Source organism: Parasphingorhabdus sp., assembly GCF_036964565.1.
Classification (GTDB): Bacteria; Pseudomonadota; Alphaproteobacteria; order Sphingomonadales; family Sphingomonadaceae; genus Parasphingorhabdus.
Map to the genome: position 1 here is coordinate 259,379 of NZ_JBALTN010000003.1, position 17,566 is coordinate 276,944.

The 17,566-nt window shown below is 59.8% G+C and carries 21 protein-coding genes and 1 tRNA gene; 13 read left to right on the top strand and 9 right to left on the bottom strand.

Annotated features, from left to right (window positions below):
- Positions 1-16: 16 nt before the first annotated feature.
- The gene (locus V7650_RS05295) at positions 17-1,018 is read left to right on the top strand and encodes a hypothetical protein (RefSeq protein ID WP_335655200.1); all 1,002 of its coding nucleotides are present in this window, start codon (positions 17-19) and stop codon (positions 1,016-1,018) included.
- On the opposite strand, the gene V7650_RS05300 is transcribed toward V7650_RS05295, so the two are convergent.
- Positions 972-1,364, bottom strand: a complete 393-nt coding sequence (locus V7650_RS05300) for a hypothetical protein (protein ID WP_335655201.1) — start codon at positions 1,362-1,364, stop codon at positions 972-974. The genes V7650_RS05295 and V7650_RS05300 overlap by 47 nt on opposite strands.
- Positions 1,354-1,542, bottom strand: coding sequence for a hypothetical protein (locus tag V7650_RS05305; RefSeq protein WP_335655334.1), 189 nt, complete (start codon positions 1,540-1,542; stop codon positions 1,354-1,356). Before V7650_RS05305 ends, V7650_RS05300 begins: the two co-directional genes overlap by 11 nt.
- A gap of 129 nt (positions 1,543-1,671) precedes the next feature.
- Between V7650_RS05305 and V7650_RS05310 the strand changes: the two genes are divergently transcribed.
- The 3 genes from V7650_RS05310 to V7650_RS05320 are packed head-to-tail and all read left to right on the top strand — an operon-like array spanning position 1,672 to position 3,650.
- Entirely contained in the window at positions 1,672-2,328 is a 657-nt protein-coding gene (locus V7650_RS05310; RefSeq protein WP_335655330.1) for a S24 family peptidase, read from the top strand.
- A gap of 55 nt (positions 2,329-2,383) precedes the next feature.
- Positions 2,384-3,046: an MBL fold metallo-hydrolase gene (locus V7650_RS05315; RefSeq protein ID WP_335655202.1), complete on the top strand. Its 663-nt coding sequence runs from the start codon at positions 2,384-2,386 to the stop codon at positions 3,044-3,046.
- A gap of 37 nt (positions 3,047-3,083) precedes the next feature.
- Complete coding sequence (locus V7650_RS05320) at positions 3,084-3,650, top strand: DUF1993 domain-containing protein (RefSeq protein ID WP_335655203.1); 567 nt, start codon at positions 3,084-3,086, stop codon at positions 3,648-3,650.
- Positions 3,651-3,778: 128 nt separating this feature from the next.
- Here the strand turns inward: V7650_RS05320 and V7650_RS05325 are convergent, their stop codons facing one another.
- Positions 3,779-4,174 (bottom strand): MAPEG family protein, encoded by a 396-nt coding sequence (locus V7650_RS05325; protein WP_335655204.1) that lies wholly within the window; start codon positions 4,172-4,174, stop codon positions 3,779-3,781.
- A 212-nt stretch (positions 4,175-4,386) separates the two neighbouring features.
- Here V7650_RS05325 and rpmF point away from each other — a divergent pair, with 212 nt between their 5' ends.
- From rpmF to V7650_RS05345, 4 genes are all read left to right on the top strand, one after another.
- A complete protein-coding gene (gene rpmF / locus V7650_RS05330; protein ID WP_082788395.1) occupies positions 4,387-4,566 on the top strand; it encodes a 50S ribosomal protein L32 in 180 nt (59 codons plus the stop codon).
- A gap of 52 nt (positions 4,567-4,618) precedes the next feature.
- Positions 4,619-5,662 (top strand): phosphate acyltransferase PlsX, encoded by a 1,044-nt coding sequence (gene plsX, locus V7650_RS05335; protein ID WP_335655205.1) that lies wholly within the window; start codon positions 4,619-4,621, stop codon positions 5,660-5,662.
- Positions 5,659-6,630 (top strand): beta-ketoacyl-ACP synthase III, encoded by a 972-nt coding sequence (locus V7650_RS05340; protein WP_335655206.1) that lies wholly within the window; start codon positions 5,659-5,661, stop codon positions 6,628-6,630. The genes plsX and V7650_RS05340 overlap by 4 nt, the downstream gene beginning before the upstream one ends.
- Before the next feature lie 111 nt (positions 6,631-6,741).
- Positions 6,742-7,782, top strand: coding sequence for an AraC family transcriptional regulator (locus tag V7650_RS05345; protein WP_335655207.1), 1,041 nt, complete (start codon positions 6,742-6,744; stop codon positions 7,780-7,782).
- 13 nt (positions 7,783-7,795) lie between these two features.
- On the opposite strand, the gene V7650_RS05350 is transcribed toward V7650_RS05345, so the two are convergent.
- A tRNA-Val gene (locus tag V7650_RS05350) sits at positions 7,796-7,870 on the bottom strand.
- Between the two features lie 43 nt (positions 7,871-7,913).
- The gene (cpdR, locus tag V7650_RS05355; RefSeq protein ID WP_335655208.1) at positions 7,914-8,291 is read right to left on the bottom strand and encodes a cell cycle two-component system response regulator CpdR; all 378 of its coding nucleotides are present in this window, start codon (positions 8,289-8,291) and stop codon (positions 7,914-7,916) included.
- Positions 8,292-8,429: 138 nt separating this feature from the next.
- Here cpdR and V7650_RS05360 point away from each other — a divergent pair, with 138 nt between their 5' ends.
- Positions 8,430-9,314: an N-formylglutamate amidohydrolase gene (locus tag V7650_RS05360; protein ID WP_335655209.1), complete on the top strand. Its 885-nt coding sequence runs from the start codon at positions 8,430-8,432 to the stop codon at positions 9,312-9,314.
- Between the two features lie 220 nt (positions 9,315-9,534).
- Here V7650_RS05360 and V7650_RS05365 read toward each other — a convergent pair whose 3' ends face one another.
- Positions 9,535-10,320, bottom strand: a complete 786-nt coding sequence (locus V7650_RS05365; protein ID WP_335655210.1) for a SapC family protein — start codon at positions 10,318-10,320, stop codon at positions 9,535-9,537.
- Positions 10,321-10,371: 51 nt separating this feature from the next.
- Positions 10,372-11,820 carry an FAD-binding oxidoreductase gene (locus V7650_RS05370; RefSeq protein ID WP_335655211.1) on the bottom strand — a complete coding sequence of 483 codons (1,449 nt, stop codon included), beginning with the start codon at positions 11,818-11,820 and terminating at the stop codon, positions 10,372-10,374.
- Positions 11,821-12,054: 234 nt separating this feature from the next.
- Here V7650_RS05370 and V7650_RS05375 point away from each other — a divergent pair, with 234 nt between their 5' ends.
- Both V7650_RS05375 and V7650_RS05380 read left to right on the top strand, forming a co-directional pair.
- Positions 12,055-12,465, top strand: a complete 411-nt coding sequence (locus V7650_RS05375) for a hypothetical protein (protein ID WP_335655212.1) — start codon at positions 12,055-12,057, stop codon at positions 12,463-12,465.
- A gap of 107 nt (positions 12,466-12,572) precedes the next feature.
- Positions 12,573-13,979, top strand: a complete 1,407-nt coding sequence (locus V7650_RS05380; RefSeq protein WP_335655213.1) for a DEAD/DEAH box helicase — start codon at positions 12,573-12,575, stop codon at positions 13,977-13,979.
- A gap of 7 nt (positions 13,980-13,986) precedes the next feature.
- Here the strand turns inward: V7650_RS05380 and V7650_RS05385 are convergent, their stop codons facing one another.
- Together V7650_RS05385 and V7650_RS05390 are read right to left on the bottom strand one after the other, a co-directional pair.
- Positions 13,987-14,589, bottom strand: coding sequence for a hypothetical protein (locus V7650_RS05385; protein ID WP_335655214.1), 603 nt, complete (start codon positions 14,587-14,589; stop codon positions 13,987-13,989).
- Between the two features lie 103 nt (positions 14,590-14,692).
- Positions 14,693-16,120 (bottom strand): sigma-54-dependent transcriptional regulator, encoded by a 1,428-nt coding sequence (locus V7650_RS05390; RefSeq protein ID WP_335655215.1) that lies wholly within the window; start codon positions 16,118-16,120, stop codon positions 14,693-14,695.
- A gap of 168 nt (positions 16,121-16,288) precedes the next feature.
- Here V7650_RS05390 and V7650_RS05395 point away from each other — a divergent pair, with 168 nt between their 5' ends.
- Together V7650_RS05395 and V7650_RS05400 are read left to right on the top strand one after the other, a co-directional pair.
- On the top strand, positions 16,289-16,411 hold the full coding sequence (locus V7650_RS05395; RefSeq protein WP_335655216.1) for an aa3-type cytochrome c oxidase subunit IV: 123 nt from the start codon (positions 16,289-16,291) through the stop codon (positions 16,409-16,411).
- 16 nt (positions 16,412-16,427) lie between these two features.
- Entirely contained in the window at positions 16,428-17,558 is a 1,131-nt protein-coding gene (locus V7650_RS05400) for a Re/Si-specific NAD(P)(+) transhydrogenase subunit alpha (protein ID WP_335655217.1), read from the top strand.
- Positions 17,559-17,566: the final 8 nt, after the last annotated feature.

A 17,566-nucleotide genomic window follows, 5' to 3' on the forward strand; every position in this document is an offset into this window, starting at 1 on the left:
CAAGGTGGAGAAAAAAGTGGATCAGATAGAACAGGACCTGGCCAGGTTTAGACGGCCCGTGATGGCTGCAGCCGGCGGCATCGCCGCGGCGCTGGTTGTCGCGACCTTGCCGCATGTCTACCTCGAGGATATTGTCGGCGCGACCGGATTGTCCGAAATCGTTCCTGCCGCCGCCCCGCCGCTGGGCAACACGGCGCGCGGGCTGATCACGGTGGTCGCGGGCCTGATATCCGCGTCCGCGATCTACCTGTTCCTCAGCCACAAAACGAAATCACATGAAGGGGGCTCCGCTATGGGCTTGGCAATGCGCAAAAACATGATCACGGATACTGCGGATAGCGACCGGGAGGACAAGTCGCGTTTCGCGGTTCCGAAGTTGAATTTTTCGGCCAAATCGCTGACCCGGTTCCTCAAGAAGCCGAAAAAATCGCCTGGCCAGGTGACCGACCTGAAGGACTTGCCCGATATCAGGTCGGCGGATCGCCATCCCGATGCGCCGGCCCGGCAACCGATTTTCGCGTCGTCGGATCTCGGGGCGCCGCTCGCGGAAAAAATCCAGCGCTTTGATCAGCCGCTGTTCGACCATGACGGGCCGGTCGTCGTCGCGCCCGCGGAACAGCAAGCAACCGTCCAAGAAGCCCGGTCTTCCGACGCGCCCTCGCGATGGGACGAGGCGCCCGCAGCCGTCGGGAACGACGAGAAGGCTCAGGCAGACAAGGCCGAGACCCGCAAGGATGATCTGTCGGCCTTGACGCTCGCCCAGCTGGCCGACCGCCTGGAAGCCGGACTCTCGCGTCTCGACGCCCTGCAAATGGCTGAATCGGACGACTCGCACCGTGCCCAGCCGGCACCGTCGCCGGTATCCGCTGTCTCTGCGTCGCCGGAGCCGGTATCGATTCCGCCGCTCCGGTCGGTTGGCCCCGTGGCCGATGAGGGGGCAGACAACCGGCAAGCCGACATGGACGCCGCCCTCAAGGCTGCCCTTGGCACGCTCGAGCGGATGACGGCCCAGCGCTAACCGCGTCCCGCTCATTCCGGACCGGATCAACCAGGGCAAGGATTTCAATCAGCCAGCGGTCGTCCGACTGCTCACGAACAACCAGATCGGCGACAAAATGGCCGGTCAGATCAAACTCGTGATCGGGCAGCGCTTTCGCCAGGCTGGCCCGCTTGGCCGCCTTGGCCAAGGGGGTCCATTCGACAGCGAAGCGATAGCGCGTTCCGGCAAAGACGGCGCTCGCCCACGCCTGTTCGCCTTGCAACGCAACGCGGGCGCTGGTGCCGAACAGCCCGGCCAGTTGCGCGGCAATCAGCGTCGCCCGACCACGCCCGGCGGGGTTTCGCGATGCCGGATCAGGCGGCATGATCGGCCCGCCACAATATCATGAAATGTTCGGCCCGCCTGGCAACCCGCTCGCCGGGCTGCCGGCCGTTCCGCAAATCCTGGACGAAACGCGGATCGCGCACGGCAAGCCGTCCGAATCTTGTCCAGGGCATGTCCGTTTCGTTGAGGAATATCTCGATTTTTCGCAACAAGGGCACCGCCACTCTCCTTTTCGCTGCTCACCGCCCGACTCGATGAATAGGGAAATTCCTATCTGAAATGATATTTCCTACATGTCTAGGAAAATTCCTATTGCCAGTTTTGGCCAGAGGCGCTATTGGATTGGGATGGTGACCGACGATCCGCGTGCCAATCTGGAAAGACTGATCCGCGAGAACGGACATGATTTTGCTGCGCTATCGAAAATGCTCGGGAAGAATCCGGCCTATATCCAGCAATATATCCGGCGCGGTTCGCCCAGGAAGCTGGACGAACATGATCGCCGCCGGCTGGCGGAATTTTACGGCGTGGATGAAGCCCTGCTCGGCACACCCGCCGCCCGCTCGCGTTCCGTGCCCCGCCCGGAACCCTCCGACGGGTTGTTGCGGATCCGGCAATTGCAGGTCGGGGCGTCGGCCGGGCCCGGATCCCTGGCGGATGACGAATATGCCGAATCGATGGGCTTTGCGCCGAAATGGCTGAGGCGGCTGGGCGCCGATCCCGCGAATCTGTCGCTGATCGTCGTCGACGGCGATTCCATGGCCCCCACGCTGGGCGATGGCGATGACATCATGGTCGACCATGGCGCCGCCACCCGCGCCCTGCGCGACGGCATCTATGTGCTGCGCATGGACGATGTGCTGCTGGTCAAGCGGGTTGCCATGGGCCCTTCCGGCAAGCTGACCATCCGCAGCGACAATCCGCAATATCCCGACTGGGAAGATGTCAGCGCCGAAAGCGTCAACATCATCGGGCGCGTGGTCTGGACGGGGCGGCGGCTGTAGGCGGACAGAAAGAGGCGGGTTGCAACTTGTGACCGTTGCCGCCAAATAGCGTTTCATGACAGATGCACCCCTCAAGGCCGTGATCATTCCGGTCACCCCGCTCCAGCAAAATTGCACGCTCCTGTGGTGCACCAAGACCAACAAGGCCGCGCTCAGCGATCCGGGTGGCGACCTTTCGCGGTTGAAGGCCGCGGTCGAGGAGCATGGCGTGGATCTGGAAAAGATCATCATCACCCACGGCCATCTCGACCATTGCGGCCAGGCCGGCATGCTCGCCGAGGAGCTTGGCATCCCGATCGAGGGACCGCATGAGGATGACCGATTCTGGATCGACCAGCTGGACGGCGATGGCGCGCGCTACGGCATGGTCGCGAAAAGCTTCGAGCCCGATCGCTGGCTCAAGGACGGCGACCAGGTGACGGTGGGTGATCTGGTGCTCGACGTCATCCACTGTCCCGGCCATACACCGGGCCACGTGATTTTCTATCATCAGCCGTCACGGCTGGCGGTGGTCGGCGATGTCCTGTTCCAGGGCTCGATCGGCCGCACCGATTTCCCGCGCGGCAATCACCAGGACCTGATCGATGCGATCACCGGCAAGCTCTGGCCGCTGGGCGATGACGTCACCTTCATTCCCGGTCATGGACCGACCAGCCAGTTCGGCTACGAGCGCAAGACCAACGCCTTTGTCGCGGATGATGTCCTCGCCGCGCGCTAGGCGCTGACAAGGTCCACTCGAACAGGAACGGATATATATGTCGCTGACCCGATTGCTCGTCCCCACTTATAGCCAGATGCTGAAGGCGCTATCCGGCTGGCTGGACAAGGCGGGCGCCCAGTTGCCGGCCAGCGAGGCGGAAGCGCTGCTGTCGGCGCGCCTGGCACCGGACATGTTCCCGCTGGCGACGCAGATCCGTTTTGCCTGCGTGCAGGCGCACGAAGCCGTTCACCGGCTGAGGGGCGAGGCATTTCCCGAAACGCTCGCGGAGTTGCTCGACGAAGCGCGAAACGGCAGTGAGCGACCCGGATCGATCGCCGAGGCGCAACAGCGAATCGACCAGGCCCTCGCGCTGCTTGGTGGCGTCGCTCCCGCCGCGCTCGACGCCGAACCCGAAAAGAAGATCGCGCACGAGCTCCCGAACGGCATGATTTTCGACCTCACGGCCGAGCAATATGCGCGCGACTGGGCGCTGCCGCAGTTCTATTTCCATCTGATGACCGCCTACGCCATCCTGCGCAGCGAGACGGTCGACCTCGGCAAGGCGGACTTCATCCCGCACCTATTCCCCTATCTGCGCCCGGATACGATGCCTGCCGGCTGAAAAAGGCCCCGCTACAAACCAGCGGTTCCCGCTGCTGTGCAGGAACCGCAGGCATGTCGATATATGGCGGTTGTCAGACGATTCTCGACCATGCGGCCAACCTTCCAATTCTTCCAATCCGGCGCTGCTCACGCCTGCAGATAGGGGATCGCGATCGCGTAAATGCCAAGGCCGAGCAACGTCAGCAGAGTCACCATGGTGCCGATCATCCGGCCCTTGCCAAATTTGCCGTCATCCATGCCAACACCATGCGCAACCCGGCCGAGCAGGTAGAGACCGCCGACGAGCCACAGCCAGACAGGAGAGGTGGTGCTGGCCAGTTCGATCGCGCCGACCAGCAGCAGCACGAACGGCGCGCTCTCGATATAGTTGCTGTGGGCGCGCATCCGGCGGATGACTTTCTCATTGCCGCCGTCGCCGATGCTGACTTTTTCGCTCGTCCGCACCTGTCCCACGCGGATCATAAGCCAGATATTGATCAGCGCCGCAGCGCCTGCCACGGTCAATGTTATTGGTAAAATCATCTTGCCCCCCAGTAATGAAAAAATTATCGGTCCCCTATAGAAGCAGAATGCTTGCAACGCACAGGAAATTCATTATACGCGCCCCTTCGCGTGCAATCTGCTGAACCGAGACCAAGCGATTCTCTGCAAAACAGGGACTGGTTTGATAAACTTGGCTGATTGGCATATTGAGCATGCTATGTATTTTGAAATTTTAAAGAACAGGCTTAGCAATGGCTGTACCTAAAAGAAAAACTACGCCGTCCAAGCGCGGTATGCGCCGGTCTCATGATGCTTTGAAAGTCGAAGCCTATCAGGAATGTCCGAATTGCGGTGAACTGAAGCGTCCGCACCATTTGTGCGGAGCCTGTGGCCATTATAATGGCCGTGAAGTCTTGGCCGCCGATCTTTAATCGGCTAGTCTTCAGGCTTCTGACGCGCAATCAAGGGGAATAACCGGTGGGAATGAGGCCGCGAATCGCGATTGATGCGATGGGCGGAGATGAAGGCCCGCGCGTCATGGTCGCAGGTGCCGCGCTTGCGCGTCGCCGTCACGCCGGTTTTCAGTTCCTTTTCGTCGGCGACGAGACCCAGATCAGGGACGCGCTGAAGGATCATCCCAACCTCAGCGCCGCATCCGAAATCCTGCACGCGCCCGATGTCGTATCCGGCGATGACAAGCCGGGACAGGCGCTGCGCAATTCCAAGACCACATCGATGGGCATGGCCGTCAACGCGGTGAAGACCGGCGAGGTCAGCGCTGCGGTCAGCGCCGGCAATACCGGTGCGCTGATGGCGATCGCGAAACTGGCGCTGCGCACGATGCCGGGCATTGATCGCCCGGCCCTGTCGGCATTGCTCCCGACCATGAAAGACACCGACGTCGTCATGCTCGATCTCGGCGCCAATACCGAATGCAACAGCCGGAACCTGGTCCAGTTTGCCGTGATGGGCGCGGCCTACAGCCGCATCATGCACGGCTTTGATCGTCCCAAGGTGAAACTGCTCAACATCGGGACGGAAGAAGCAAAGGGCACGGGTACCATCCAGGAAGCGGCTGCCACGCTGAAAAACGCCGGCGGCCTGCATATGGATTTCCTCGGCTTCACCGAGGCCGACAAGATATCCACCGGCGAGGTGGATGTCATCGTGACCGACGGGTTCTCGGGCAATGTGGCGCTCAAGGCGCTGGAGGGAACCGCCCGATTTGTCACCGATCTGCTGAAGCGCAGCTTCCTGAGCAGCCTGCGATCCAAGATCGGATTCCTGATATCCCGGCCGGCGACGGAAATGCTGCGCGACCAGCTCGATCCCAACAATCACAACGGCGCCGTGTTTCTCGGGCTGAACGGCGTCGTCGTCAAAAGTCATGGCAGCGCGGACGCGAAGGGCGTGGCCAATGCCGTCGAAGTTGCCGCCAGGCTGGTGGAGGACAGTATCTTGGAACGCATCAGCGAGGATCTGACGAAGATCAGCGAATCAGCGCCGATAGTCGAGGCGGCGAAATGAGTGTCGCTGCTGTCAGGCGTGCGGTCATCAAGGGTACGGGCTCGGCCTTGCCGCGCACCCGCGTGTCCAACGCCGATCTGGCCAAACGCGTCGACACCACCGACGAGTGGATCGTCGAGCGCACCGGAATCCGGTTCCGCCATATCGCGGAGGAGGACGAGACGACCTCCACTCTGGCGATTGAGGCGGCACAAAAGGCCCTGCAGGCCGCCGGGTTCAGCAGCGCCGATATCGACCTCATCATCGTTGCAACCGCGACGCCGGACCAGACATTTCCCGCCACGGCCACCATCGTTCAGGATGCGTTGGGCTGCAATGGCGGAGTGGCCTTTGATGTCGCGGCCGTGTGTTCCGGCTTCCTCTACGCGCTTTCCGTGGCGGACAGCATGATCAGGGTTGGCAGCGCTCAGAATGCGCTGGTCATCGGTGCGGAGACATTCAGTCGCATATTGGACTGGGAAGATCGCGGCACGTGCGTACTCTTTGGTGATGGTGCCGGCGCGATTGTGCTGGCGGCCGAAAATGGCGAGAACGGCATTCTCGCCACGCGTTTGCACGCTGACGGCGCGCACAACCAGCTGTTATATGTCGATGGTGGTCCCGGTACCACGGGCACCGTGGGAAAACTGCGAATGAAAGGCCGCGAGGTGTTTCGCCACGCCGTGGTCAACCTGTCGTCGGTGCTCCGGGAAGTGCTCGATGAAGCAGGGGTGGCGGTCGAGAATGTCGACTGGGTGGTGCCGCACCAGGCGAATGCCCGGATCCTCGATGCAACCGCCAAGAAGCTCAATCTGCCACCGGAAAAGGTGATCAAGACGGTCGACATGCACGCCAATACATCAGCCGCATCGGTGCCCCTGGCGCTCGACACTGCGGTGCGGGACGGTCGAATCAAGGCGGGCGACATGCTGGTTCTCGAAGCCATGGGCGGCGGATTTACATGGGGCGCATCGATCATTCGCTACTGAATTTCGGCAGTTTCTTCGGAAACCGATTAAAATTTACATGTTCGTCGCCGATTTTACATCCTTGTCGAAAGTTGGTTGAGAATAATGCACGCGGGCTTGTAGCTTGCAATCATGGACTATCCGGCCTCCGAAAAATTCAAGATCTCGGCTCAGTTTCTTTACCGCGCCTATCTCGGCTGTCATGCACTTGATGCGAGAAAGCCCAGGCTCCTCAGCGCATTGCGATGCACCGAATCGGCATTGCGCAACCCCGGTTATCAATTCGCAGATGATTCGATCACAACGCTGTGCAATGCCGCTCAGGAGGAACTGAGTCGCAGCGCCATTCATTCGGCGATAAGCAGGAATATGGTTCCGCGCGGCTTTTCCGATCTGGGCTATGCGGCTCTGTTTCAACCGACCCTTGGAGATGCACTGATCAAGTTCGTCGCGGAGCAAGGGCTGGGCGAAGGGCAGGCGATCATGAAAATAATGACGCTTTCATCAGGCGACCGATTGGTCTGGAGCTACGAAAAAGCCGTTGCGCCAGATCTGGTGCACATGGTCTTCGCTCTGATCTACCATTTCGGCGAACGGCTCGCAGACGGGCGTTTCAAAACCGTCAAGGCATTACACTTCACCCATCCGCGGCCAGAAGGCTTCAGGGGATTTCCAGGCAGCAGCGCGGATGACCGGTCCATTCCGTGCCATTTTAATCGACCGTCTGCCTATCTCGAATATCACCGGCAGGCGATGGCCAAGCCGATCCATAGCCACAATCCCGACATCCTTACGGCCAGCCAACGACAGCATTCATTTTACTCCCGGGCCCGGTTCGAGCCGGAAAATCTCGTGAAGCTCACCTATCAATATCTGTTGAACCTTCTCGACAAATCCGGCCTCAGCCTGGACGCAGCCGCCATCACTTTTGGTATGGCGGAACGCACATTGCGGCGCAAACTGGTGGCAGAAGGATTGTCCTATCGCCAGTTGCTGGAAAAGGTCCGGCGCGAGACGTGCAATCTCTACTTTCTTGAAGGCAACAGGAATCTCTCTGAAATTGCCGGCAAGCTGGGTTACAGCGAACTGAGCGCCTTTACCCGGGCCTATTCGAGCTGGTACGGACATCCGCCGAGCCAGGACGTTGCTGTTACCGTCCCGCTTGCAGCCTGAAATATCCGGAAAATGGTGGGCGTAGAGAGAGTTGAACTCCCGACCCCTTCGATGTCAACGAAGTGCTCTACCACTGAGCTATACGCCCACACTGGAGGCCCTGTAGCCAGCCGTTTCGGCTGGCGCAAGGCTTAATTCAGGTCTCGCACGCTGTCTGGCTCGAACAACCGGTCGACTTCCAGAACCAGATCCCGCAAATGGAAGGGCTTGGACAGTATTTTTGCCTTTGGAACCGACTCTCCGGCGCGCAATGTCACACCGGAAAAGCCGGTGATAAACATGACCTGAGTGTCGGGGCAGACCGCGGCGCAATGCTGGGCAAGTTCGATGCCGTCCATTTCAGGCATCACGATATCGGTCAGCAGCAGATCAAATTTCTCGCTATCCAGCAAGGGTACAGCGGCGGTTCCGCGATCGACGGCGACAACTTCATAGTTGGCTTTCTCCAGCGCCCGTGTAAGATGCTCACGCATCGCCTGTTCATCTTCCGCGAGGAGAATCCTGATCATTTTGTCGCGCCTTCCAGATTATGTCTGAATTCAGACCGGCTGTTATGCCAAGGCCGGTACATAAGTGCAAATCGGTTAATTTTTTCTCGAAGCCGACGATATTTTCGATCGCTCGCAGCTGTTTCCTCGGTGGCGCGCATGAATGATTCTGTTCCCGGCAATTCGCTACTCCGCACGCAGCCCTATTCATTGTCCAATGTCGAGGCGATCAAATATCCAGTGCTGATCAGCGTCCCCCACTCCGGGCGGGACTATCCAGCAGCGCTGCTCGACAATCTGAAAGTGCCGGCATCGCATCTGGTCCGACTGGAGGACCGTTACGCAGACCGGCTAGCGGCGTCGGCCATCGCTTGTGGCTTTCCTTCGATCATCGCGCAAAAGCCACGCGCGTGGATTGACCTTAATCGCAGCCACAGGGAGATTGATCCCGACATGCTGGCGGGGGTGGATTCGGCGCAAACCCACCACATGAGCAAGAAAGTAAGGGGCGGGTTGGGGATATTGCCGCGTCGGCTCCACGGGGTCGGAGATTTGTGGCGGGAAAAATGGCATCATCAGCAGATTGTCGAGCGGATCAGCCAGGATCACGAACCGTACCACCAGGCCGTCGCCGACCTGCTCGCGAGCATAGAAGCAGTATTTGGCTGTGCTTTGCTTCTGGATCTGCACAGCATGCCCTCGGTCTTTGACGAAAACGCCCAGAAAATCGGCTTTGTCGTCGGCGATCGGTTTGGCCGGAGCTGCGGACCGCAATATGCAGAATTGACGGCGGCCCATTTTCGCAAGCACGGGCATCTGGTTCAGACAAACCATCCCTATTCGGGTGGGTATATGCTGGAGCGGCATGGCAAGCCGGCGCGCAATATCCATGCCTTTCAGCTCGAAGTCGATCGGGCGCTCTATCTCGACAACGAGATGCGCGAACCTATTCCCGCGTCCCGCGCGATCGCCGAACTGATCCGCGACTGCTGCCTGATGCTCGCGGAAGAGATGTCGGGTCGGCAACTCGAAGCGGCCGAGTGAGACTATAAAAAAACCACCCCGCCATTATGGCGAGGTGGTCAAGGTTCAGGGAGGTGGCATTCCAGAGGAATGCCGGTATCGATCCGATCGGGGGATGCGAACCGATACATGCTTTATGTGGGGCCTGTTCAAACGAGTTGCAAGACCCAAAAGCAGGAAAAATATCATCTGCATTCGCCTGTTTCGGTCGATCAGGCTGAGCAGACGATAAATCTGCGGATCAAACCTGCACGGATGGCGCTTCTGTCACCTGCGGCATTTTCCCGGTGCTGACCTGTCTTGCAAAGACATCTCGCATCAGCTGCAATGACAGAAGATGCGCATAGATCAGCGGCAAAATGCCATTCTGGTTAATCTTGCGGAGTTCATCGCCGCGCATGTCGCGCAGCTTTTCCTCGTCGACCATCTTGAAACCGCGATAGATGAAAGGCTGTTCAACCCCAGTCTGCTGGATGGACACTTCGCCGTCCATCAACAAGCCCAGTCTCTCCAGTTCCTGCACGAACTGGCCAGTGCGGTGGCCGGCCTGTTCAAACTGCTCGCAAAAATTCAGAATATTCTTGGTTGTTTCGCTTGGCTGATCGCCTTCGAACAGGGCGTCTCCTTCCTTGTGATCTCCGATCGCGTCGGTTGTCGGGTCAAAGCATAGCGAAAGTTCGTCAACATCAGGACGCAGCTTTGCGAGCAGGAACGGATAGCGTCGCACATAAGCGGGCACATATGCGGGTTCGCTGAACTGGCCCTCGTCGTTCATGAAAGTATTCACACCTTCGTTCAGGCCCATCAGGATCAGGGGAACGCTAGTTTCCCCGACCGAGAATACGATCGGGTAGTTGCGTGCCGCATTCATGAATTCGTCGGAGGTGATCGGGATCGCATGTTGCGACTGCATGAAAGACGCGTTGTCGAGCCCTTTCACTTTCCAATTTGCATGTTCCTTCGAATTGAGCGGAACCAGGTCCTTGTAGAACATTGGCAGGGCTTGTGCTTGCGGCGTGCTCGCCATAGTCAAATACTCCGAAATATTGCTGTTGATACCGAATAGTTGCCTTGCGCTTTAAGAGCCTGACTGATCTGACGCAAGAGGAACGAGTTTGCCCGGGTTCATAATATTATTTGGATCAATCGCAATCTTAATTGCACGCAGCATGGAGAGTCGCGCGTCGGAGGACAAGCGCATCAGTTCCGATCGCTTGTTCTGGCCTATCCCATGTTCCGCCGAAATGGAGCCGCCCGCGGCTATGACGAGGTCATGGACGACGGGCGTGATCCGTGTACCAAAGTCGTGCATCCACTCTTGGGACTGTACGCCGGGCGGCGCCTTCACATGGAAATGTACATTGCCATCCCCCATATGGCCGAACGCGGCAACTTTGGTGCCTGCAAATCGGGCTTCGATTGCCGAGGAGGCTTCATTGATAAACCGCGCCATGCCAGGCACGGGGACACTGATGTCATGTTGCAGCGCGGGTCCACTTGCACGTTCCGCTTCGGCGATCGAATCCCTGATTTTCCAGAAATCCTCGGCTTGCTGTTCGCTCGCCGCCAGGGTCGCGTCTTCAATCAGCTGTCGTTCCATTGCCTCGGTGAGCAACTTTTCGATCACCAGGCGGGGATCGGGCCCGTCCGGCTGATCGCGGACGACTTCAATCAGCACATGCCATGGGTGCGACTCTGCCAGTGGCGCGCGTGTGCCCGGGATGTGACGCAGAACCGAATCCAGGCAGGAATTGGGTACGATCTCAAACCCCTCCAGCGATTGCGGCGTGCGCTTGTTGAGGAAGCGAAACAGCTCATAGGCCGAAGCCGTGCCATCGACCCCCGCCCACGCGACGCAACGATCGACCAGAGCCGGCACGGTTTTCAGGGTGGCGGCGGTCACCACCCCAAGCGTACCTTCTCCGCCAACGAACAACTGCTTCAGATCATAGCCGCGATTGTCCTTTTTCAGCGCGGCCAAGCCGTCGAAAATGCTGCCATCCGGCAGCACCGCCTCGATCCCCGCGACCAGTGACCGCATCGTCCCGTGACGCAATACCTGCGTGCCGCCTGCATTGGTCGAAATCAATCCGCCGACCGTCGCCGATCCCTTGCCGCCGAGCGTCAGCGGAAATCGCTGGTTTTCCGTCAGAAGTGCGTCGTGCAGATTCTGAAGGATCACCCCGGCTTCGCATAGCACCAGCTGGTCTTCAGGCTCGATCGAGCGAATTTGGTTCATCCGCCGAAGCGAGAGGATAATTGAGCGTCCGCTATTGTCTGGTGTCGCACCCCCCACCATCCCGCTGTTGCCGCCTTGCGGCACGATCGCGATGGAATTGGCATTGGCGATTCTGACGATCTCCGATGTCTCCCGGGTATTCGCCGGGGAAACCATGGCTGCCGCGTGGCCGGTATAGCGGCCGCGCCAGTCGGTCAGCCAAGGCTTCATATCCTCGTCGGAGCTGGTGAATCCCTTTGGCCCCACCGCCGATTGCATCTGTCCACGCCATTCCGCGTTGTCCGACATATTCAAGTTCCCGCGCAATGGTGCTGGCGTGTCACAACGTGGCCCTGTAAGGGATGTCCCGCGCTGACAGCTTCAAATTTACAGTTCATGCAATATTCAATCACAGATGGTATAGGCGAGGCAAGGGTTAGTTAAAGGATAATGGTGAGCCTGTCACTTACAGCGATGTTGTTGCTCTCTGTGCCAGAAATGCGGGAGATTGGGCCGGCGGATGTTTCGCCTGCGGACACCGTCATGCATCATGTGCCGGAGCATCCGCTGGTTTATGCCCAGGTCCGCATCGAAAAGAGGGTGATCATCCGGGTGCCCCGCCGCCGGCCAACACCTCTCGCCCCGATGACGGATTTTTCGCAAGACGCCGCTGCTTCCTCCTATCGGGAAAAGAAAATTGGCAAATGCGTGCCGATGAACAATATTCTCGGCGTCCAGATGTTTGCCGACCGCTATCTCGACCTGCTGACCAAAGACCGCAAGAGAATCAGGGCCGAGCTTGAGGACAATTGCCAGGCGCGCAGCTTCTATTCCGGCTTCTATATGGAAAAATCTGCGGATGGCAAAATGTGTGCCGGTCGGGACGTGCTGCATTCCCGCACCGGGGCAAAATGCGAAATTGACCGATTCCGCGAACTTGTTCCGGAACGCTAGAGCAAGCGAGAAAGCTTGACAAATTCGGGATATGCGATCATTGCCCGCCACAGCCGAAAGGCTAAGGCAGGATGCAAGGGTGCATCCTATATTTTTCCGGAACCAATATGAAATTTGCCGATCTCGGCCTGTCTGAAGAACTGCTGAAATCCGTAGCCGACGCTGGCTATGACGAACCGACGCCGATTCAGGCGCAAGCCATCCCCCCTGTACTGATGATGAAGGACATTATCGGCATCGCCCAGACCGGCACCGGCAAGACTGCCAGTTTCGTGTTGCCGATGATCGATATCCTCGCGCATGGCCGCTCGCGGGCGCGGATGCCGCGGTCGCTGATTCTCGAGCCGACGCGAGAGCTGGCGGCGCAGGTGGCGGAGAATTTCGAGAAATATGGCAAGAACCACAATCTCAGCATGGCCCTGCTCATCGGCGGCGTGTCGATGGGTGACCAGATCAAGGCGCTCGAAAAGGGCGTCGATGTCCTGATCGCGACCCCCGGCCGGCTGATGGATCTGTTTGATCGCGGCCGGATATTGATGTCGGGCTGCGAATTGCTGGTGATCGACGAAGCGGACCGGATGCTCGACATGGGCTTCATCCCGGATATCGAATCGATCTGCTCGAAACTGCCTGCCACGCGGCAGACTATGCTGTTTTCGGCAACCATGCCGCCACCGATCAAGAAATTGTCGGACCAGTTTCTCAACAATCCCAAATATATCGAAGTGTCGCGACCCGCGACCGCCAATACTTCAATCGAACAGTCACTGATCGAGGTGGCGCCAAAGGGCAAACGCAAGCTGATCGTCGACCTGCTGGACAATGAAGGCGTCGAGACCGCCATCATTTTCTGCAACCGCAAGACCGAGGTCCGCGATCTGTGCGAAAGCCTGCGCAAGGACGGTTTCGATGCCGGGCAGATCCATGGCGACATGGACCAAAGCTCGCGCCTGGCGGAACTGGACCGGTTCAAGTCGGGTGAAATCAATATTTTGTGCGCGTCCGATGTCGCCGCGCGCGGGCTCGACATCAAGGGCGTCAGCCATGTGATCAACTATGATATTCCCTGGCATCCGGATGACTATATCCACCGCATTGGCCGCACCGGGCGCGCCGGCGCGACCGGTATCGCGATCACCTTCATCACGCGCAGCGATGCAGAGCATGTCGACAGCATCCAGAAGCTGACCGGAATGAAAATCGCGGTCCGCAAGGAGCGTCAGGCAAAGTCCGGCAACCGGCCGGCCGACAAGGCTGATGCGAAAGCTGCTCCGGCAAAGCCGGCCGACGCCAAACCGGCTGCGGCGGAGGCCAAGGCAGAGCGCGACGACAAGCCAAAACGGACGCGGCGCGATGATCGTGCGAAGACGCCAAGGCAAGAAGTGCAGAACAAGCCGGCTCCGGACCGGAAGGCGGCGAGCGAGAAGCCGGCCGTGGTGCCGAACAGCGATGACGCCGATGACGGCTGGAACGGGCCGATGCCCAGTTTCCTGGGTGCCAAGCTAAGCCGCTAGGCTGGGATTACTGCAGCGTCAGGCTGTCGAGGATCGCAGCGGCCAGCGGTGCGGTCGATGCTGACTGGTCCCCGGCATAGGTGACTTCCGCCATGACCATCGTGCCGTCAGGCTTGCGGAGCAGGCGTTGGCTTGATTTCAGGCCATTGGTCTTTTCACCCGAAGCGCGATATTCGTTGGCGTCGACCTCGGCGCCCGTCATGCCCTCGTTGCCGTCCTCGACCTGTTCGACGGCCTTGCTCCAGGCGGCATCCTCGCGATTTTCGACCCACCGGACCTCCAGCTTGCTGCCGGTCGCGGTCTCGGTATAGACCCGTCCGTTGTCATCGCTGGCGGATTCCTCGACGGTCCAGCCGGTGGGAACCATGAGCGTGTAACCGCGCAAGGCGTTGGTATAGCTTTCCATGCTGGCCAGATCGACGGCGGCCTTGGCACCTTCTTCGGTGCTGGCAGCCTCGTCACGGATTGCCTTGGTGGCGGCATCCGCCTGCCGGGCCAGTTCTTCGCTGGACGGAACGTCGCCCACCGCTTCCTGTTTGCCGCAGGCGGAGAGGAGCAGGGCCAGCGTCAACGCGGCACCGAATGGAAGGTTTGGAAGCTTGTGGTTCATCCGCCAAGACTTAAGAGCAGCCGGGGGAAACATCAATGGCGATGTTGGATTCGCGCCAATTGAATTTGGCCGAAAATATCAAATGATGGGTGCCGCCGGAGCGTCAGGCGGCGTTGTCGATGCCCAGATCGGCCAGTTTGCGGTAGAGCGTCGAGCGGCCGATCCCCAGGCGACGGGCAACCTCGGTCATCCGGCCGCGATAATGGCCGATGGCGAGGCGGATGACGTCGGCTTCGATTTCCTCCAGCGGCCGCAAATTGCCATCCTCGCAATAGAGGGTGATGCCAATGCCTTCCGGGCTGTTCATCAGATGCGGGCTGCTGTCGCCGGATTCGGCCACAAATGAGGCGATCTGCGGAAATTCGTCGCAGCTCAGCGCGTTGTGGTCGCACATCACGGCGGCGCGGAACAGGACGCTTTGCAGCTGGCGAACATTGCCGGGCCAGCGGTAGCTGCGCAGCAGGTTGAGGGCTTCATCGGTGATGCCGAGGCTGCGCAGGCCCGGCTGGAGCGCCAGGCGGGCGAGAAAATGCCGGGCCAGTGCCGGGATGTCGCCGGTCCGGTCGCGCAGCGGCGGAATCGTCAGCTGAACGACATTCATCTGGTAGTAGAGATCTTCGCGGAAATTGTCCTTTTCGACTTCCCGGAGCAGCGTCCGGTTGGTCGCGGCAATGATCCGGACGTCGAGCTGGAAGCTGTTCGGGCTGCCCAGCGGCTGGATGTCGGAATGCTTGAGAAAGCGCAGCAGCCGCACCTGGGTTTCCGGCGGGATCCGGTCGACCTCGTCGAGAAATATCGTGCCGCCCTCGGCTTGTTGCAGCAAGCCAATCTTGCGGTCAAAGGCGCCGGTAAAGGCGCCCTTTTCGTGCCCGAACAGGATGGAATCCAGAAGATTTCCGGTGATCGCGCCGCAATTGAGCTTGAGCATGGGCTGTTTCGAGCGCGGGCTGGCGGCATGGATCGCATCGGCGATGACTTCCTTGCCAACCCCGCCTTCGCCTTCGATCAGCACCGGCACCCGCGCGCGGGCGGCCTTGGCGGCGATCGCCAGCGCGGCACGGAAGGCCGGCGCAGCGCCCACGATTTCCTCGAAGGCCAGCGGCACCGAAATTTTTTCGGTCAGCGGCCGCAATTCGCCGGCGTCCTTGGACGATTCGACCGCGGCATTCAGCGCCTTGAGCATCAGTTCGGGCGCGACCGGCTTGATCAGATAATCGGTGGCGCCGGCGCGCACGGCGTCGACCGCTTCGGCAATCGAACCGACCGCGGTGAGCATCAGGATCGGCAGCGCGGGGCGGCGGGCCTTGAGTTCGATGATCAGGTCGGTGGCCTCGGAACCCGGGACCCAATGGTCCAGAATGATGGCGTCGAGCATCATGCCATCCTGCGTGCCCAGCGTCGCAATCGCGGTTTCTGCGTCGCGGGCATAGATGGTGCGGAACCCGGCGCGCGAGGCCAGCGCCGAAATCAGCCGGCATTGCGCCGGCTCATCGTCGATCAGCAGCAGGAGTTTTGTACCGTTTTGTATCATCTCTATCCCGAATGTCCCGCAATGAGGCATTCGGATAGCGGCAACCGGTAAAGAGCCGATTAAAGCCCCGACAAAAAATCTATCCAAATTGACGGTGCGTAGGACTTGAGCCGCCGGTAATATAGGGTTACACCTCGCGCCAGATTTGAAATAAAAAATGGGGTAATCATGACAGCGAACAATGATCTGGGACCGGCGCAGGAAACCTACACGAAATTTCTTTCGATGCTCAAGACGGGCACGATATTGACCGCTATCGTGGCAATTCTGGTGGTCATTCTCATTTCCTAACGGATTGGAATCTAGTGTGAAAATTGCGGTATTGAAGGAGCTCGCCGAGGGCGAGGCACGCGTCAGCGCGTCGCCCGAAACGGTCAAGAAGTTCATTGCCCTGGGCGCGACCATGGCCGTCGAAAAGGGTGCGGGCGAATCCGCTTCCGTTTCGGACGCTGCCTATCAGGAGATGGGCGCGACGATCGCTGCGCGCTCGGCGGTCCTGAAGGATGCCGACATCGTTCTGGCCGTTCAGGGTCCCGATCCGCAATCGCTCAAGGGCATGAAAAAAGGGGCGTGGCTGGTGGCCAGCCTTGACCCGTTCGGCAAGCGCGCCCGGGTCGACGAATATGCCAAGCTGGGCATTGATGCGTTGGCGATGGAATTCATGCCGCGGATCACCCGCGCGCAGTCGATGGACATCTTGTCGTCGCAATCCAATCTGGCGGGCTACAAGGCGGTGCTGCTCGCGGCCAACGAATATGGCCGGGTCTTTCCCATGATGATGACCGCGGCGGGCACGGTTTCCGCCGCGCGCTGTTTCGTCATGGGCGTCGGCGTGGCCGGCCTGCAGGCGATTGCCACCGCCCGGCGGCTCGGCGCGCAGGTCAGCGCCACCGACGTGCGCAGCGCCACAAAGGAGCAGATCCAGTCGCTCGGCGCCAAGCCGATCTTCGTTGAATCGGTGGAAGGCATCGAGGGCGAAGGCTCCGGCGGCTATGCCACCGAGATGAGCGAGGAATATCAGAAGGCCCAGGCAGAGCTGGTGTCTTCGCATATCGCCAAGCAGGATATCGTCATCACCACCGCGCTGATCCCCGGGCGCGCCGCACCGCGACTGATATCGGACGCGCAGATCGCGACCATGCGAACCGGCAGCGTGATCGTCGACCTGGCGGCGGAACAGGGCGGCAATGTCGAGGGCGCGGTTGCCGGCCAGGTGGTGGAGAAGCATGGCGTCAAGATCATCGGCGCGCGCAATATCGCGGCGATGATGGCGGCGGACAGCTCGGCGCTGTTTTCGCGCAATCTTTACAATTTCCTTTCCGCCTACTGGGACGAAGAAGCCAAAAGGCCGGTTCTGCCCGACGATGACGAGGTGACCATTGGCATCCGGCTTACCAAGGATGGCAAGGTCGTGAACGAGCGCCTTCTGGCGAACTAGGGGGTTAG

Bases quoted from the DNA above. Each gene is read 5' to 3' on its own strand.
- V7650_RS05300 (WP_335655201.1), bottom strand. From the start codon at position 1,364: ATGCCGCCTGATCCGGCATCGCGAAACCCCGCCGGGCGTGGTCGGGCG.
- V7650_RS05310 (WP_335655330.1), top strand. From the start codon at position 1,672: ATGGTGACCGACGATCCGCGTGCCAATCTGGAAAGACTGATCCGCGAG.
- V7650_RS05315 (WP_335655202.1), top strand. From the start codon at position 2,384: ATGACAGATGCACCCCTCAAGGCCGTGATCATTCCGGTCACCCCGCTC.
- V7650_RS05320 (WP_335655203.1), top strand. From the start codon at position 3,084: ATGTCGCTGACCCGATTGCTCGTCCCCACTTATAGCCAGATGCTGAAG.
- V7650_RS05325 (WP_335655204.1), bottom strand. From the start codon at position 4,174: ATGATTTTACCAATAACATTGACCGTGGCAGGCGCTGCGGCGCTGATC.
- rpmF (WP_082788395.1), top strand. From the start codon at position 4,387: ATGGCTGTACCTAAAAGAAAAACTACGCCGTCCAAGCGCGGTATGCGC.
- plsX (WP_335655205.1), top strand. From the start codon at position 4,619: ATGAGGCCGCGAATCGCGATTGATGCGATGGGCGGAGATGAAGGCCCG.
- V7650_RS05340 (WP_335655206.1), top strand. From the start codon at position 5,659: ATGAGTGTCGCTGCTGTCAGGCGTGCGGTCATCAAGGGTACGGGCTCG.
- V7650_RS05345 (WP_335655207.1), top strand. From the start codon at position 6,742: ATGGACTATCCGGCCTCCGAAAAATTCAAGATCTCGGCTCAGTTTCTT.
- cpdR (WP_335655208.1), bottom strand. From the start codon at position 8,291: ATGATCAGGATTCTCCTCGCGGAAGATGAACAGGCGATGCGTGAGCAT.
- V7650_RS05360 (WP_335655209.1), top strand. From the start codon at position 8,430: ATGAATGATTCTGTTCCCGGCAATTCGCTACTCCGCACGCAGCCCTAT.
- V7650_RS05365 (WP_335655210.1), bottom strand. From the start codon at position 10,320: ATGGCGAGCACGCCGCAAGCACAAGCCCTGCCAATGTTCTACAAGGAC.
- V7650_RS05370 (WP_335655211.1), bottom strand. From the start codon at position 11,820: ATGTCGGACAACGCGGAATGGCGTGGACAGATGCAATCGGCGGTGGGG.
- V7650_RS05375 (WP_335655212.1), top strand. From the start codon at position 12,055: ATGCATCATGTGCCGGAGCATCCGCTGGTTTATGCCCAGGTCCGCATC.
- V7650_RS05380 (WP_335655213.1), top strand. From the start codon at position 12,573: ATGAAATTTGCCGATCTCGGCCTGTCTGAAGAACTGCTGAAATCCGTA.
- V7650_RS05385 (WP_335655214.1), bottom strand. From the start codon at position 14,589: ATGAACCACAAGCTTCCAAACCTTCCATTCGGTGCCGCGTTGACGCTG.
- V7650_RS05390 (WP_335655215.1), bottom strand. From the start codon at position 16,120: ATGATACAAAACGGTACAAAACTCCTGCTGCTGATCGACGATGAGCCG.
- V7650_RS05395 (WP_335655216.1), top strand. From the start codon at position 16,289: ATGACAGCGAACAATGATCTGGGACCGGCGCAGGAAACCTACACGAAA.